Raw genomic sequence first — 16,312 nt, forward strand, 5'->3', positions numbered from 1 at the left:
CACAGGGAGATGATGAAAATGCAATATGGATTCTTGATTGATTCTTCCAAATGTACCGGATGTAAAACCTGCCAAGTCAGCTGTAAAGACGAGAAAGATAATGCCCTTGGGGTGCATTTTCGCCGAGTCTATGAATATGGTGGTGGCACATGGCAGCAAGTAGCTGGAGTTTGGCAGAATGATACATTTACTTATTATTTGTCGATCGCCTGTAACCATTGTGATGAGCCGACTTGCGTACAAGGCTGCCCTACGGGGGCAATGCACAAACGCAAGCAAGATGGCTTAGTGGTTGTCAATCAAGATGTGTGTATCGGGTGTCGGTATTGTGAAATGCGTTGTCCTTATGGTGCACCACAGTATGATCATCAAAAGCGTGTCATGTCAAAATGCGATGGCTGTTATGAACGTGTCGCCGAAGGATTAAAGCCCGTGTGTGTCGAATCTTGTCCGCAACATGCTTTAGATTTTGACGAGATAGGCAAATTACGTGAACGTTATGGTAATGAACGTAATATTGCTCCTTTGCCTAATGCCGAGCTAACTAAACCCAATATTGTGATTAAACCCCATGCACAAGCTAAAAGTTCGGGTGATACATTGGGTAAAGTGCTCAATCCAGAGGAGGTTTAATATGCATGAATTACCACTCGTTTTTTTTACGGTATTGGGGCAATTATCTGCGGGAATGGTATTGCTGAGTAGCTTGTCTTGTTTCATCAATCATTCACAAGCTAAACAAGTTATTAGACAAAAAATTAATGGGGTAGCACTGCTTTTTATGGCTCTTGGTATGCTAATTGCCTCATTCCATTTGGGGCATCCTATGCGTGCCTTCAATGTGATTTTGGGTATCGGTCGTTCGCCAATGAGTAATGAAATTTTTACCTTTGGTGTATTGTTTGGAGTCACGTTTGTATCCTTGTTACTCAATTATTTTGCCCTTTATCCCAATAGTGAAAAACTTGATATGATTAAGCCGCTTTGTTTAAAGATAAATCGCATCCCTTATATAAATCAACTATTAGCGATCGTGTTAATGATATTAAGTTTAGTGTTTGTTTGGACGATTGTTTTAACGTATAGATTACCCACAGTGAAAACGTGGGATACTGTTTATACACCAATTCAAATGTATCTAACGATGCTGGCATTAGGTGGTATTGCTAGTGCTAGGGTTGGGCTAAATCGATTAGGAACTGGTGCTTTTATTATTGGCGTTTTATTAATTGTGCTGTCAAAAGTACCTTATTTTAATTTAATGACTTCAATCAGTCCGGCGCTGGCTAATGCGCAATTGAGTTGGATGATAATCGAGTGCATTTTATTAATTGTTGCGCTAATGTTGATTATTTTTAATTATTGGCGAACAAAACATATGACGATACTTTGTACTACAGCCTTTGCTTGTACTTTTTTGGGTGAGGTTTGTGGACGTATTGCATTTTATAATTTATGGACAATACCGCTATAATCATTGAAGCTAATTACTCATAGCAAATTAAGTCATTTTATAATGAATAAGAGAGATAAGATTGGATAATCTAACTACCGCCACCTTAGCAAAAATCATTGGAGCATTTTTTTACTATTCTCCTCGAAGTGAAACCGTCAAACCGTTGATTGAGGCTTTACTCCATATCGATCAGCTTGCTAATTGGCAAAATCCCAAATTAATTTGTCAGCAATGTCAAAGATTAGCGGCAGAATTATCCCATCAAGATCTTGATTATCAATTTTCACTGTTATTTGAAGGACAAGGTGAAATGCTTGCCCCACCTTGGGGATCGGTCTATTTGGATCAAGAAAAGTTATTAATGGGGGAATCACAAGAACGTTATCGTGAATTTTTACAGCAACAAGGGTTAATGCTGTCTACTGGTATGAATGAGCCTGAAGATCAGTTTGGATTAATGTTAATGGCATTTGCATTACTGCTGGGAAAAAATCAGCCACAAACAGCAAAACAATTATTAAATGAACATTTATTTACGTGGTCTACTTACTATTTAAACCAATTAAAACATAATCAAATTAGTCCATTTTATGCTGCTCTTGCCGTTATTGCAGAACAATATTTAGAGATGCTTAAATGAGCCTGCTTGTTAATTGTAGCAATTAATTTGACTCAATTATTGAGAGCGTTACAGTTTTTGAAGGAAAAGGTATAATTTACCCATTGTTATATAAGATAGAAATCAGATATGTTAGCTTATTTACAACTTATGCGGTTAGATAAACCAATTGGAATCTTGCTATTGCTTTGGCCAACTATAACGGCAATTTGGCTTGCCAATCCTCATCCGCCCGTTGAACTTATTGTTATCTTTGTGATAGGTGTTGTTGTGATGCGAGCGGCAGGATGTGTGGTAAATGATTATGCCGATCGCCATTTTGATGCGCATGTGGAGCGAACCCAACACCGTCCGTTAGCGCAAGGCATATTAACCGCAAAGAATGCTTTATGGACATTATTGATATTGTTGTTAATGGCTGCTTGTTTATTATTCTTTTTAAATACTTTGTCGTGGATGATTGCTGGCTGTGCATTGTTAACTGCAATGATTTACCCGTTTATGAAGCGTTATACCTACTTTCCGCAAATAGTATTAGGGATTGCATTTAGTTGGAGCATTCCAATGGTCTATGCGGCCACAATTGAACAGTTCCCGTTAACCTGTTGGTTATTGTGTTTGGCAAATATTTGTTGGACAGTTGCTTATGATACGGAATATGCCATGGTTGATCGCAATGATGATATCAAAATTGGCATTAAATCAACGGCTGTTTTGTTTGGGCACTATGATAAATTGATAATTGGCATTTTACAGATAATAACGGTGATTTGCTTGATAATTATTGGTCTTAGTAATCATTTGTCTTTTATTTATTATAGTGGAATATCGATCATGTCGTTACTGTTTCTTTATCAACAATGGTTGATAAACGATCGTGATAGAACTCGATGCTTCAAAGCTTTTCAAAATAATAATTATGTCGGTTTAGTGATGTTTTTAAGTGTTGTTATTGTTTAATGATTATTAGAAACAGTAATACCAAAAGTTGAAAATTCTTAAGAATAAAACAAAAAGGGATTTTTATCTTATTTGTCTAAAAATTCCCTTTTTAACAAAATAACAGCTTATTTTGTTGAAGTTAAACCCCGTTTATTCCTGTTCAGCTAAAGTGGCTTGTACAATTCGCAGTGCATCAAAGGTTTCTTTTACATCATGAACTCGAATAATCTGTGCACCCTTCATCGCTGCAATTACTGCACAAGAAACACTACCTAACATACGTTCTTTAGGCGGAACATTTAATACTTGTCCAATCATGGATTTTCGAGACATACCAACTAATAGCGGTAAATGAAAGTGATGAAACTTTTCAAGTGTTGCTAGTAATCGATAATTGTGTGCTAATGTTTTACCAAAGCCAAAACCCGGATCAAGAATAATTTTTTCTCGCTCAATCCCTGCATTGATGCAACGATTGATATGTTGGGCAAAAAATTGATCGACTTCTTGATAGATGTCTTGCTGATAATGTGGCGCATTTTGCATAGTTTGAGGATCGCCTTGCATATGCATAATGCAAACTGGTAATCCTGTTTGGGCTGCGGCTTCGACTGCACCAGACTCTGTTAATGCTCGTATATCATTAATTAAATGGGCTCCTGCTTTTGCTGACTCTGTCATAACTTGAGGTTTAGAGGTATCAACAGAAATCCAAACATCAAAATAGCGAGCCACTTTTTCAACTAAAGGCACCACTCTATCTAGCTCTTCTTCAACTGATACAATGGCTGCACCAGGGCGTGTTGATTCACCGCCTATATCAATAAATGTTGCGCCTGCTTGTATCATATTATCAACTCGACGCATGGCATCATCAAGATTGTTATAATTACCACCATCAGAAAACGAATCCGGCGTCATGTTTACGATACCCATTACTTGAGGAAAAGAGAGATCCATAATTTGATTGTTGAAACGAATTTCCATGATTATGCCTTATTTAAGTCATCTGCTACTCAATTTTGCTATCGTTAAACTTAGTTATAAGCTAAATAATAGCAAAATCATTTAAGCTTGTTACCTGTTTTTATTTTAGATTTTTCTGAGTTATCCGATAAAAAACGCGCCGTAGCGCGTTATAAAAATTAAAACAGATTAATTATCAGATTCAGGTGGTGTATCACGACCTTCATTCGGAACTTCTTGTGCTGCTTTTTCATCACTGGCTGTCCAACCCTCTGGTGGCGTGACTGGCTGGCGATTCATCAGTTCATCAATCTGTTTTTTATCAATTGTTTCATACTTGAGTAAAGCATCTTTCATTGCATGAAGAATATCAATATTTTCAGTTAGTGTTGTTTTAGCTCGTTGGTAGTTTCGTTGAAGGATTGCATCAACTTCTTCATCAATAATTTTAGCTGTACCATCAGATATTTTCTTCATGACTCCATAAGAAGACTCTTCATATTCAAACAATGCAGGTGGTAAACGATCTGAGAAGCCCCATTGTGTCACCATTGCTCTGGCTACATTTGAAGCGTATCGTATATCACTTGAAGCACCAGAGGTAATTTTATCTTCGCCATAAATTAAGCCTTCGGCAATTCGTCCTGCATAAGCTGTTGAAATTTTTGATTCTAACTGAGTACGAGTTTGACTAATTTGATCACCTTCCGGTAAGAAGAAGGCGACACCTAACGCCCCTCCTCGAGGAATAATCGTGACTTTATGGAGCGGATCATGATCTGGCATTAAATAACCCACAATTGCGTGTCCCGCTTCATGATAAGCCGTATTGGTTAATTGCTCTTTTGTCATGGATAATGAACGACGTTGAGTACCCATATCGATTTTATCTTTGGCTTCTTCAAACTCATCCATCGTGACTAAACGTTTATTACGGCGAGCGGCAAATAGCGCTGCTTCGTTAACTAAATTAGCTAATTGAGCACCCGAATAATTTGGTGTTCCGCGGGCTAATACTGCTAGATTAACATCAGACCCTAAAGGCACTTTACGTACATGTACTGCCAGAATTTGCTCACGACTTTTTAAGTCAGGTAAATCAATTTGAACTTGACGGTCAAAACGACCTGGACGAAGTAATGCAGGATCGAGAATATCAGCACGGTTTGTTGCTGCAATCATAATAATGCCACTGTTAGCTTCAAAACCATCCATTTCAACTAACATTTGGTTTAGGGTTTGTTCGCGTTCGTCATGACCGCCCATTGAACCCGCTCCACGTTTGCGACCAACAGCATCAATTTCATCAATAAAGATAATACAAGGTGAATGTTTACGGGCTTGTTCAAAGAGATCACGTACACGTGATGCGCCAACACCAACAAACATTTCAACAAAGTCGGAACCTGAAATACTAAAGAAAGGCACATTGGCTTCACCGGCAATCGCTCTAGCCAATAATGTTTTACCTGTACCCGGTGGTCCAACCATCAAAATACCTTTTGGTATGCGTCCACCTAATTTTTGGTATTTCCCCGGATCACGTAAAAAATCGACTACTTCTGTTACTTCTTGCTTGGCTTCTTCACTGCCTGCGACATCGGTAAATTTAGTTTTTACTTGATCTGGCGCTAACATCCGAGCTTTACTTTTACCCACCGACATTGGTCCGCCTTTACCACCGCCTTGCATTTGACGCATGACAAAGATCCAAAATCCGATTAATAAAATAATGGGGAACCAAGAGATTAAAATACTTGCTAACAAACTTGGTTTTTCATCTGGACTACCATAAACGGCAACTTTATTTAAAACTAAGTCATCCATTAATTTTTCATCAAAATAAGGGATGTAAGTTACATAGTTACGATTATCTTTTGTCGTGGCAATAATTTCGCGTCCATTAATATGCACTTCTTGGATTTTACCACTGGTGATATCGGAATTAAATTGAGTATAATTGATTTGAGGACCGCTATTTGATATTGAGCTGAATTGATTAAATACAGCTATCAATACTACGGCAATAATTCCCCAGATCAGTAAATTCTTTACCATGTCGTTCAAAAGAAAAACCTCTCATAAAAATTAACAGTTACGACTAAAATTAGGAAGTAATGGTACTACAAAATTGTGCTACTGGCTACTTCATACCCATTGCAACGATATAAACTTCTCTCGATCGCGATCTGGATGCTTCAGGTTTGCGAATTTTGACCGTTTTAAACATCGTTCTAACTTGTTTTAAATAATCTTCAAATCCCTCACCTTGAAATACTTTGACAATAAAATTGCCATTTGGGGCAAGGACATCTCGACACATATCTAAAGCAAGTTCAACTAAATACATTGCTCTGGGAATATCAACAGCAGGTTGACCACTCATGTTAGGAGCCATATCTGACATGACGACTTGTACTTTTTCTTCACCAACACGGTCAAGTAATGCTTTAAGCACGGCTTCGTCTCGGAAATCACCTTGTAGAAAATCAACACCGACAATCGGATCCATCGGTAATAAATCGCAAGCGATAATTCGTCCTTTGCTGCCAATAACAGACGCCACATATTGTGACCATCCACCAGGCGCTGCGCCTAGATCAACAACGGTTATGCCGGGTTTAAATAATTTGTCACTTTTTTGAATTTCTTCTAATTTGAACCATGCTCGCGATCGTAAACCTTTTTTTTGTGCTTGTTGCACAAAGCGATCATTAAAATGTTCATTAAGCCAACGAGTCGAGCTTGCTGAGCGTTTTTTGTTACTCACAGGGAATAAATCCTTATAGTAAAGAGTTCACTTCAATTGATTACAAATATATATAAGGGTAGAATAACAAAATTGCAACTTAATGTGATAAAAAAATAATGAATTTATCAAATAAACAAAAACAGTATTTAAAAGGTGAAGCTCATCATTTAAAACCGATTGTCATGATCGGCGCTAATGGGTTTACTGAAGGTGTGCTTGCAGAGATTGAAAATGCGTTAAACTTTCATGAGTTAATTAAGATCAAGGTGTCTGCTGAAGATAGAGAGACAAAAAAGCTTATTTGTGAGGCTATCATACGTGAAACGCATGCCCTTGCAGTACAACAAGTTGGTTCAATTTTTACCATTTTTAGACCAAGTGAAGAGAAAAAAATCACTTTACCTAAATAATACGATTAATAAACAGGGTATTCGCCCTGTTTATCATTATCAAATGACCAAGTAGAATTCACCTTTTAAATATATTCTACTTTAACAATATCAAACTCTACATCGCCACCAGGCGTTTTGATTTGTACAGTGTCGCCATCTTCTTTACCAATTAATCCTCTGGCAATAGGGGAATTAACCGAAATGAGATTTTGTCGATAGTCAGCTTCATCATCACCCACAATTCGATAAGTGGTTTCTTCATCAGTATCCACATTGATAACAGTGACGGTGGCACCAAAAATAATTCTGCCAGTGTTTTTGACTTTGGTAATATCTATAATTTGTGCTTGTGATAACTTTCCTTCAATTTCTTGAATACGTCCTTCACAAAAACCTTGTTGTTCTCTTGCTGCATGATACTCTGCATTTTCTTTTAAATCACCGTGTGCTCTCGCTTCGGCTATCGCTGCTGTAATTTGAGGTCTTTTAACATTTTTCAGCTCTTCAAGTTCAGCACGTAATAATTCAGCTCCCTTTACTGTCATTGGGATTTGTTTCATTTGTGTGTCTCCCGCTTTATTTAAATTAAATAAAAACAATCCCTCATCTTACTTTAAATAAAGGAAGAGTGATCGATTCCATTTGGTATTTCAAAGATATGATTGTGTATTTCTATATATTAACTGTAAAACTGACTTAACGACAAATCATTTATACTAAAATAAGATGCTATTTCATTTAAAATCGTTTATCGTAATGTCATTGTGAACGGCTTATTATAACAATTTTATTCATTTATGCGACGGATACGATTCTACTTACTTACTCTTTTAGCAATTGCTTGGTTGTTAGTGTTACTCTCTTATTTTGTAGTACAGACGGCGTTTGGGGCAAAATTTGTAAGTGAGCAATTATCAAAATTAAGTCCCTATACTATCTCAATTGGGCATGTTCACCATTCTTTTTCAAATGTTTATGAAGTTGTCTTGGATGATGTTGTCATCAGCGATGGTCAGCAGCAGATAGCTAATATTCCTAAAATGGTTATAGGGTTAGATAAACATGAACTGTGGCAATTCAATCATTTTAGCTATGTTACTGTGATTGATGGAATATTGGCTGATAGCAAAATTAAACATTATGATTTTTCGACTGATACGTTAAAATTCATTAATTCTACCATTACTGTTTCAATAAATAATAATGATGATAAAATTTTATTTAAACAGGTAAATGGCGGAATTAAATCTTATTCTTCATCAAGTTTAAATAATGCCCAGTTTGATTTCACTTCTAACGAAGTATTGATCAATGAGATTGCTATAAAATCAGTAATCGTTCAAGGATTTCACCGTGATAATATTACCTACTTAACCAATTTAGGTGGGAATATTGAAAATGGATTTTTTGTAAGTAAGTTAAAGATATTAGCTGATAAAAATTGGGATATTGAACAACTTAAATTAAGCAATATTCATCTACAATCTCAAACAGACGATTTTTGGGAAAAATATATTTCCTATTTACCGAAATTCTCTTTACGACAATTGTCGATATTTGAAAGTAGTATACAGCTACCCTCTTTTCTCGTTGAAAAAGGGAATCTTGAAGTCAAAAATATTCGTTTTGATAATGGATGGTATTTTGATGAAAGCTCTCTTGTTTTCAATGCCGATAACGTTGTATGGTTCGAAAATCTATTTTCCTCAGTATTACTTCAACTCAATCTTAATGATAATAATATTGAAATTGAAAAAGCAATAGCCACTTGGAATAAAGGTAATGTAAATCTTACAGGTAGCTGGCATGATAATACTTTACAGTTAGAACAAGTCACAATAGCTAGTGTCATTTATCAATTACCTCAACATTTAGAGCAATTAGTATTACCAACACAATTTAGTCGAATTGAAATTACTCAATTATCGATTTTACCAAGTCTATTAATTAATGTTGATGCTAACTATCCATTTGCTTTTACTAATTTTGAAGCACTGGGCTCAGATATTGTTATAGTCAAAGATAAATATTTAGGATTTGATGCCGGAAACCTATTTTTCAAAGCTGAAAGAGGATCTATTAATGGAATTGAGATTAATTATCCAGATTTGACCTTAAAATATGATTCACAACAGCATGCATTATTAAACTTTAGTAGTTTAATTAACAAGGGTGTTGTTGAAATAAAAGCAAAGCTTAATGCTAATCAAACAGAATTTACCTCTTTTCAATTAGGTGCTGCTAATATCCCAAGTTCTTTATTAAAAGATTGGAAATTAGTTAATTACGATCCTGAGTCAACTAATTATACCGCTAATTTAGTTGGTAAAATTGCACCATTTAGTTTAGCTGGCACAATACAAGTCAATGCGATCAATCATTTTCTTCAATCAGACAATTGATATTGGTTTAGTTAGCCTTATATATTATTAAAATGCTAAAACTCCTGTTCGTGTTTAAATGACGTTTTTGATTAATTAATATGAGAGTGAAATGGATCAAATCAGACTAGATAAATGGTTGTGGGCTGCCCGATTTTATAAAACGCGTTCACTTGCTCGTGAAATGGTTGAGGGGGGAAAAGTTCACTATAATGGTCAACGAACTAAACCGAGTAAATTGGTGGAAGTCGGTGCAATTTTGACTCTTCGTCAAGGTTCAGATCAAAAAACAATTAAAATTTTGGCGATTAATGGACAACGGAGATCAGCGCAAGAAGCTCAATTACTTTATCAAGAAACACAAGAGAGCATTGATAAACGCGAAAAAATTGCTGAAGCACGCAAGCTTAATGCATTAACCATGCCACATCCTGATAGAAAGCCGGATAAAAAAGAGCGGCGTAACTTAATAAAATTTAAATATGATAGACAACAAGGCGACAATAATTGATATGGATACTTTAAATCGATTTATCTTTGATAATCACCCTGTTCGTGGTGAAATAACTCGTTTAGAACAAACTTACCAAGCAATTTTAGATAACCATAATTATCCTATAGCAGTACAAAATTTATTGGGTGAATTACTGGTTGCGACGAGTTTATTAACCGCAACCTTAAAATTTGAAGGCGATATTGCGGTTCAATTACAAGGTGATGGTCCTCTGCGTTTAGCGGTTGTTAATGGCAATCATCTTCTACAATTACGTGGGGTTGCTCGAGTTAATGGAGATATTGCTGATAATGCGTCATTGAAAGATATGGTGGGTAATGGCTATATTGTAATTACCATTACGCCCAAAAATGGAGAACGCTATCAAGGTATTGTCGGACTTGAAAAAGAGACGCTAATAGGATGTATTGAAAATTACTTCATGCAGTCTGAACAGTTGCCAACTAGATTATTCGTTAAAACAGGTGTTTACAATAATAAACCAATGGCTGCCGGCATATTATTGCAAGTGTTACCAGCTAATGAAAATACTGAAGAGTCTTTTGATCATCTATGCGCTTTAACCGAAACAATCACGAACGATGAATTATTTAAACTCACCAGTGATGAAATTTTATATCGCCTTTATAATCAAGAACAAGTTCGATTGTTTGAAACTGAGAATGTTACATTTAAATGTGGTTGTTCTCGGCAACGTTTTGAGGATAGTTTAGCAACAATACCGCAAAATGAAATTGATGAAATCCTCAAAGAGGATGGTGGAAAGATTGATATTCTTTGTGATTATTGTGGTAAACATTATATATTTGATGAGATAGATATCACTGAAATGCGAAGCAAACACAAAACAAATATCCATTGATTTTTAGGCATAAAAATACCACTAAGATTATTAACTAATTTTAGTGGCAAAGTGAAATATAGGGAATTAAACCCGTACATAATGTATCAGAATCGTATAAATACACCAACCTTTTTTATTAATTTTTTGCCATAATTTTGTTAAGAAAATTTACAAAGCTATTTTATCCTATTGGAAAAAGAAAATTATTTACTTTTCAGTTAAGTAAATTTTTTTAGATAACCTCGATATCGCCGACTATTGCGCATTCATTTTTGATTTTCCATTTTATGTTAAAATGGTATAGCGTTAATCCATATGTTTGTTCAGCGATGTTATTTTGTTTATAAGCAGGTCTAGGATCTTGTGAAATGACTTGAGCAATTAAATCTGCTAACTCTGGATAATTCTGTTTTTGCGATGCTAAAAAAAGTTGAGCTTCATCTGAAAACACGACGTGTAATTTTTTTTCTGGAGACGTTTGTGCATAGCCAGCAGTGGCATCTGGATAACTATCACAATAAGGCAGATAGGGTTTTATATCGATAATAGGTGTGCCATCAACTAAATCTAAACTTCCTAATTTTAAAATAACTTGTTTATTTTTAATGACTATGTCTTTTAATTCTACTGCTGAAAGCCCGATATGATTGGGTCTAAATGGGGAACGAGTTGCAAATACGCCTAACGTTTTATTTCCACCTAAACGAGGAGGACGAACGGTTAAGCGCCACTTGTTCTGATCTATATGGTGGAATTGAAATAGCAACCATAAATGTGAAAACTGTTCTAATCCTTTAACACTATTAGGATCGTTATAAGGTGCCAATAAATGAAGTTCTCCATGTCCAGCAGGAACTAAATTCGGTTGTCTGGGTACAGCAAATTTTTCGCTATAAGGGGAATGTATAATACCAATGGGATCTATATGCCAGGTCATGATCTTAACTATGCTCTACTGAGTTAATGTATGGTCTGCAGTATATCACTCAATAACTCTATCTATTTTGTCTTTAATTGTTTCCGCCGACCTTAAATCGGCGGATTTTTGATTTAGTAATGTTTTTGGTAAGTTATTACCAACCACGAATAGCACCACCATTAAAAATTTGATCTGCCTTTTGCGCTACAGCATCAGTTTGGTAAGCTTTCACAAAATTTTTGATATTCTCGTTATCTTTATCGGCTTCACGGGCAACGATAATATTAACGTAAGGGGATTCTTTATCTTCAACAAAAATGCCATCTTTACTTGGCGTTAAATTTGCTTGTCCGGCAAATGCATTATTGATAATAGCAAGGTCAACTTGTGCATCGTCTAAAGAGCGTGGCAACATAGGTGCTTCAAGCTCAACAATTTTATAATTATTAGGATTACTGGTGATATCTAAAACTGTCGGTAATAAACCTTTTGATTTATCAACGGTAATTAATCCTTCATGTTGTAATAACAGTAGTGCACGACCTAAATTAGTTGGATCATTTGGAATCGCAATGGTTGAGTTAGCTGGAATAAAGAAAGTTTCGCCACGCGGAGATGTCACTTTCACGCCTTCACCCGTTGGCGTAGCATTGTCGATTGGTTTAAGCTTATGAGAATAACTTGCAATTGGGTAAACAAATGAATTACCGACAACAGCTAATTTGTAACCACGCTCTTTCATTTGCTCATCTAAATAAGGTTTATGTTGGAAGGCATTAACGTCAATTAATCCATCATTTAATGCTTGATTAGGGGTGACATAATCATTGAAAATAACCAACTCAACATCTAAATGATAAAGATCCTTAGCTTGTTGTTTTACCACTTCGGCTACTTCTTGTTCGGGCCCTGAAATAACACCGACTTTAAGTGTAGTCATATTATCTGATTGATTTAAATTGTTATTTTCCGATACTGTTTGTTTACTATTATCACAACCCGTTAAAAAAAAGGCACTTACTAAGGTGGTAATTAATGCTAGCTGTTTAATTGACATAAGTTTCTCCAAATTTAATGATGAGTTACGCGTTTTACAATGGCATTTCCTATAAACTGAATAATAAATACAATAATGATTAAGATAACTAAAACTGTATTCATTATAGCAGGCTTGTATCCATTGTAACCATATTGAATTGCCAATTGACCAAGACCACCTGCACCAACAGCGCCTGCCATGGCAATATAACCCGTTAGCGTAATTAAAGTAATTGTCATACTATTAACAATGACCGGTAAGGATTCAGGTAATAAGACTTTATAAATGATTTGAAAGGGCGTTGCGCCCATTGAGCGAGCTGCTTCAATCAAACCTTTTGGAACATCTAATAATGCATTTTCAATCATGCGAGCGATTAATGGCGAAACACCTATACTTAGTGGCACAACAGCAGCTTGTTTACCAATAAACGTTCCCATTAAGAAAGTTGTAAAAGGAATAATCCAAACAATCAATATAATAAAAGGTATTGAACGAAATATATTCGTTATAAATGAAATAACACTATTAGCGATATAACAATCTAAAATTTGTCCTTTACGAGTGGTATAAAGTAGTATACCAATCGGTAATCCAATAACGGTTCCCCAAAATCCAGATAAGATAACCATATAAAGTGTTTCATCAGTTGCTTGTGCCATTTTAAATAACATGGCTTCATTAAAACCATTAAAAGAAGAGCAAAAAGCGACAAAATCACCCCAAAAATTGTAGTGTGCTAAATATCGAAATAAGGTTTCGAAAGGTTTAAAAGAAGGAATAAAACTAAACATAACCAAGCACCTCTACGTTGGTGTTATTTTTTTCTAAAAATTCAATTGCGGATTCAATACTTTTCGTCTCTCCCTTCATTTCCGCTAGCATTAAACCAAATTTAACGCCACCGGCGTAATCCATCTGAGCGCTAATAATATTGCTTTCGATATTGAATTGTTGAGCAATTTGCGATAACAGCGGTAAATCAACCGAAACACCTGAAAACTCTAGGCGTACTAGGGGATTAAGTCCTTCTCTATACTTTTTTGATAGCTTAGTTAAATAGTCATCAGGAATGTTTAAATGTAAAGTAGATTGAATAAATTGACGGGCAATATCGGTTTTAGCATGGGAAAACATTTCACCTACTGATGATTGTTCAATTAACTCTCCATTGCTAATAACGGCAACTTGATCACAAATCTGTTTAACGACATCCATTTCATGGGTAATTAATAAGATTGTTAATTCAAGTTTCTGGTTGATTTCTTTTAATAAAGTTAAAATCGAACGCGTTGTTTCTGGATCAAGGGCACTGGTAGCTTCATCACACAATAATACTTTTGGGTCACTTGCCAAGGCTCGTGCAATAGCAACACGTTGTTTTTGTCCGCCAGATAAATTGGCTGGATAGACATTTGCTTTTTCAGTCAAACCAACTAACGCGATTAGTTCATCGACTTTTTGCTTAATCTTAGCTTTGGGTGTCCGATTAAGTTCAAGAGGAAGAGCAATATTATCAAATACGGTACGTGATGAGAGAAGATTAAAATGTTGAAAAATCATGCTGATTTTTCGACGAACAGGAATTAATTGTCGATTAGATAGATTAGTTATCTCTTGATTATCTAAAAAAATTTTACCACTTGTTGGCTTTTCTAACAGATTGACACAGCGAATCAATGTACTTTTTCCAGCGCCTGATTTACCGATAACCCCATAAATTTTACCTTTGGGTACATTAATAGTAATATCCTTTAATGCGTGGATTAACGTATTATTATGTTCAAAAGTTTTCGAAATATGTTGTAATTGTATCATAATATATAAAAGCAAAATGCGAATAGTTGAATATTAAGACGTCTAGACATCTAAGTCAATCAATAATATATTATGCAAATTAGGATAAATACCTAAATAAAAGGAAAATGAGTAAATATGAATCCTGCTATTTTTTTAGATCGTGATGGTACAATAAACATCGATTATAACTATGTGCACACAATTGATAAATTCCACTTTATTGACGGAGTTATTGAGGCAATGCAAGAGCTCAAAAAAATGGGTTTCTTATTAGTTATTACCACCAATCAGTCTGGAATTGCCAGAAACAAATTTTCTGAAGAGCAATTTCATACTTTAACTGAATGGATGGATTGGTCGTTACAAGACAGAGGTGTTGACTTAGATGGTATCTATTATTGTCCGCATGATCCACTAGTCGATCATTGTGAATGCCGAAAACCAAGCCCAGGTATGATTCAAACCGCAGCGAAAGAGTTAGGCATTGATATTGCTAATTCCTATATGGTGGGCGATAAGCTTTCAGATCTATTATCAGGTAAAAGGGCTGGGGTCAAAAAAACCGTTTTAGTGAAAACGGGCGACCCAATCACTGAGGAAGTCGTTGCCCAAGCCGATTGGGTAATCGATAGTTTGGCGGATTTACCTAATAAAATAAAAGCAGAATCATAACGTTCTAAAACAATACTATTCTATTACGGTGTTTAAAATAAACGCCGTATAATTCTCATGACAAGTGGTGCTAATATTAATCCTAAAAATAGTGCATCAATAAAGTTCACCACATTTTGACCAAAAGTATGGATAGTATTGGCGAAAAAAAGAGAGAAACCACTTATAACGATCATCATCAGCAAACCCCAATATAGAAAACTAACCGTATTCCTTTTATCAGTCATGATCGGTAATCTAAGAATAAAGAGGCATATTAAACTCATTCCGACCAAAGTACTGCCATGCTGTAGTAATTGGTAGATAGGAATATCAATATTTTTTAGGGAAATTGTCTGTTGTAAAAAAGGAATGTGTTTTACTACAAAACCCGTTAAGTGAGTAAAACTGTCCCAACAAATATGAGACAATATGCCTATTACGGCTGATGTCAAAACAATAAACCAATGATGTAAGCAATACTGATTCCAATTAAAAGTAAGATAATGAGCAAATCGTTTATAAAGGAAATGAGGCAAATTTTTGATTAGTTCATTACGAATAATGGAATGAAAGATAAAAGCAACCATTAATGTTATTGGCAGATCAAAATAAACAATACCAAATAAAGTATGGCTCATATCACTTTTTATTTTCATTCTAAGAAAATATTCAAAGTCAGGGGACATGCTACCTATAATTAAAGCTGTCATGGAAAAAAATTGAGGCTTTTTATTAAAAGGTAAAACAATTGCTGGGTGTGCGAAAGTAAAAGGCATATGAAAAATCCATCTTAAAAAGTTAACCTAAAGCAAACATCTCATAACTGACATAATAAATAATAATAAAGAAAGTTTGTAAAATTTGTATAGGATCAGTTTGTTTTCAATACGGCATGGGTAAAAAAAACACAAACAGAAATAAAATTGCAATAAACGCTTGCATGATTTTTTTAAGGCTCTATAATGCGCATCCACTGACACGGCGTCAGCGAAAGCAGGCGGTAAAAGAGGTTAGTGAGCAGGATCAAAAAATTT

At 35.3% G+C, this 16,312-nt stretch carries 18 protein-coding genes; 9 read left to right on the top strand and 9 right to left on the bottom strand.

Annotated features, from left to right (window positions below):
• The first annotated feature begins 12 nt into the window (after positions 1 to 12).
• The 4 genes from ACGH4F_RS09020 (at position 13) to ubiA (ending at position 3,035) form a co-directional block, all read left to right on the top strand.
• On the top strand, positions 13 to 633 hold the full coding sequence (locus ACGH4F_RS09020) for a DMSO/selenate family reductase complex B subunit (protein WP_411590957.1): 621 nt from the start codon (positions 13 to 15) through the stop codon (positions 631 to 633).
• Position 634: 1 nt separating this feature from the next.
• On the top strand, positions 635 to 1,474 hold the full coding sequence (locus ACGH4F_RS09025) for a dimethyl sulfoxide reductase anchor subunit family protein (protein WP_411590943.1): 840 nt from the start codon (positions 635 to 637) through the stop codon (positions 1,472 to 1,474).
• A gap of 61 nt (positions 1,475 to 1,535) precedes the next feature.
• Entirely contained in the window at positions 1,536 to 2,096 is a 561-nt protein-coding gene (locus tag ACGH4F_RS09030) for a molecular chaperone TorD family protein (protein ID WP_411590945.1), read from the top strand.
• A gap of 108 nt (positions 2,097 to 2,204) precedes the next feature.
• Entirely contained in the window at positions 2,205 to 3,035 is an 831-nt protein-coding gene (ubiA, locus tag ACGH4F_RS09035; RefSeq protein ID WP_411590947.1) for a 4-hydroxybenzoate octaprenyltransferase, read from the top strand.
• Positions 3,036 to 3,167: 132 nt separating this feature from the next.
• Here ubiA and folP read toward each other — a convergent pair whose 3' ends face one another.
• From folP to rlmE, 3 genes are all read right to left on the bottom strand, one after another.
• On the bottom strand, positions 3,168 to 4,004 hold the full coding sequence (folP, locus tag ACGH4F_RS09040; RefSeq protein WP_220216056.1) for a dihydropteroate synthase: 837 nt from the start codon (positions 4,002 to 4,004) through the stop codon (positions 3,168 to 3,170).
• 168 nt (positions 4,005 to 4,172) lie between these two features.
• The gene (gene ftsH, locus ACGH4F_RS09045) at positions 4,173 to 6,041 is read right to left on the bottom strand and encodes an ATP-dependent zinc metalloprotease FtsH (RefSeq protein ID WP_267351154.1); all 1,869 of its coding nucleotides are present in this window, start codon (positions 6,039 to 6,041) and stop codon (positions 4,173 to 4,175) included.
• A gap of 85 nt (positions 6,042 to 6,126) precedes the next feature.
• Positions 6,127 to 6,753 (bottom strand): 23S rRNA (uridine(2552)-2'-O)-methyltransferase RlmE, encoded by a 627-nt coding sequence (gene rlmE / locus ACGH4F_RS09050; RefSeq protein ID WP_220216054.1) that lies wholly within the window; start codon positions 6,751 to 6,753, stop codon positions 6,127 to 6,129.
• A 98-nt stretch (positions 6,754 to 6,851) separates the two neighbouring features.
• Here rlmE and yhbY point away from each other — a divergent pair, with 98 nt between their 5' ends.
• Positions 6,852 to 7,145, top strand: a complete 294-nt coding sequence (gene yhbY, locus ACGH4F_RS09055) for a ribosome assembly RNA-binding protein YhbY (protein WP_065559637.1) — start codon at positions 6,852 to 6,854, stop codon at positions 7,143 to 7,145.
• A 65-nt stretch (positions 7,146 to 7,210) separates the two neighbouring features.
• Here yhbY and greA read toward each other — a convergent pair whose 3' ends face one another.
• Positions 7,211 to 7,687, bottom strand: coding sequence for a transcription elongation factor GreA (greA, locus tag ACGH4F_RS09060; protein WP_065559646.1), 477 nt, complete (start codon positions 7,685 to 7,687; stop codon positions 7,211 to 7,213).
• A 237-nt stretch (positions 7,688 to 7,924) separates the two neighbouring features.
• On the opposite strand from greA, the gene ACGH4F_RS09065 reads away from it, so the two are divergent.
• The 3 genes from ACGH4F_RS09065 to hslO all read left to right on the top strand — a co-directional run bounded on the left by ACGH4F_RS09065 (position 7,925) and on the right by hslO (position 10,884).
• Entirely contained in the window at positions 7,925 to 9,529 is a 1,605-nt protein-coding gene (locus tag ACGH4F_RS09065; RefSeq protein ID WP_411590950.1) for a hypothetical protein, read from the top strand.
• 91 nt (positions 9,530 to 9,620) lie between these two features.
• Complete coding sequence (gene hslR / locus ACGH4F_RS09070) at positions 9,621 to 10,019, top strand: ribosome-associated heat shock protein Hsp15 (RefSeq protein ID WP_065559639.1); 399 nt, start codon at positions 9,621 to 9,623, stop codon at positions 10,017 to 10,019.
• A 1-nt stretch (position 10,020) separates the two neighbouring features.
• Positions 10,021 to 10,884, top strand: a complete 864-nt coding sequence (gene hslO, locus ACGH4F_RS09075; protein WP_267351148.1) for an Hsp33 family molecular chaperone HslO — start codon at positions 10,021 to 10,023, stop codon at positions 10,882 to 10,884.
• Between the two features lie 214 nt (positions 10,885 to 11,098).
• Here hslO and tsaA read toward each other — a convergent pair whose 3' ends face one another.
• The 4 genes from tsaA to metN all read right to left on the bottom strand — a co-directional run bounded on the left by tsaA (position 11,099) and on the right by metN (position 14,642).
• Positions 11,099 to 11,806 carry a tRNA (N6-threonylcarbamoyladenosine(37)-N6)-methyltransferase TrmO gene (tsaA, locus tag ACGH4F_RS09080; protein WP_411590958.1) on the bottom strand — a complete coding sequence of 236 codons (708 nt, stop codon included), beginning with the start codon at positions 11,804 to 11,806 and terminating at the stop codon, positions 11,099 to 11,101.
• A 133-nt stretch (positions 11,807 to 11,939) separates the two neighbouring features.
• Positions 11,940 to 12,842 carry a methionine ABC transporter substrate-binding lipoprotein MetQ gene (gene metQ / locus ACGH4F_RS09085; RefSeq protein ID WP_267378913.1) on the bottom strand — a complete coding sequence of 301 codons (903 nt, stop codon included), beginning with the start codon at positions 12,840 to 12,842 and terminating at the stop codon, positions 11,940 to 11,942.
• Positions 12,843 to 12,856: 14 nt separating this feature from the next.
• Positions 12,857 to 13,498 (bottom strand): methionine ABC transporter permease, encoded by a 642-nt coding sequence (locus ACGH4F_RS09090; RefSeq protein ID WP_370632183.1) that lies wholly within the window; start codon positions 13,496 to 13,498, stop codon positions 12,857 to 12,859.
• A 112-nt stretch (positions 13,499 to 13,610) separates the two neighbouring features.
• A complete protein-coding gene (gene metN / locus ACGH4F_RS09095) occupies positions 13,611 to 14,642 on the bottom strand; it encodes a methionine ABC transporter ATP-binding protein MetN (protein WP_411590952.1) in 1,032 nt (343 codons plus the stop codon).
• A 117-nt stretch (positions 14,643 to 14,759) separates the two neighbouring features.
• Between metN and gmhB the strand changes: the two genes are divergently transcribed.
• Complete coding sequence (gene gmhB, locus ACGH4F_RS09100; protein WP_411590954.1) at positions 14,760 to 15,296, top strand: D-glycero-beta-D-manno-heptose 1,7-bisphosphate 7-phosphatase; 537 nt, start codon at positions 14,760 to 14,762, stop codon at positions 15,294 to 15,296.
• Between the two features lie 32 nt (positions 15,297 to 15,328).
• Here gmhB and ACGH4F_RS09105 read toward each other — a convergent pair whose 3' ends face one another.
• Positions 15,329 to 16,054: a DUF4184 family protein gene (locus ACGH4F_RS09105; protein WP_411590955.1), complete on the bottom strand. Its 726-nt coding sequence runs from the start codon at positions 16,052 to 16,054 to the stop codon at positions 15,329 to 15,331.
• Positions 16,055 to 16,312: the final 258 nt, after the last annotated feature.

It is taken from the genome of Gilliamella sp. CG35 (genome assembly GCF_046635745.1).
In the GTDB taxonomy this organism is placed as follows: Bacteria; Pseudomonadota; Gammaproteobacteria; order Enterobacterales; family Orbaceae; genus Gilliamella; species Gilliamella apicola_I.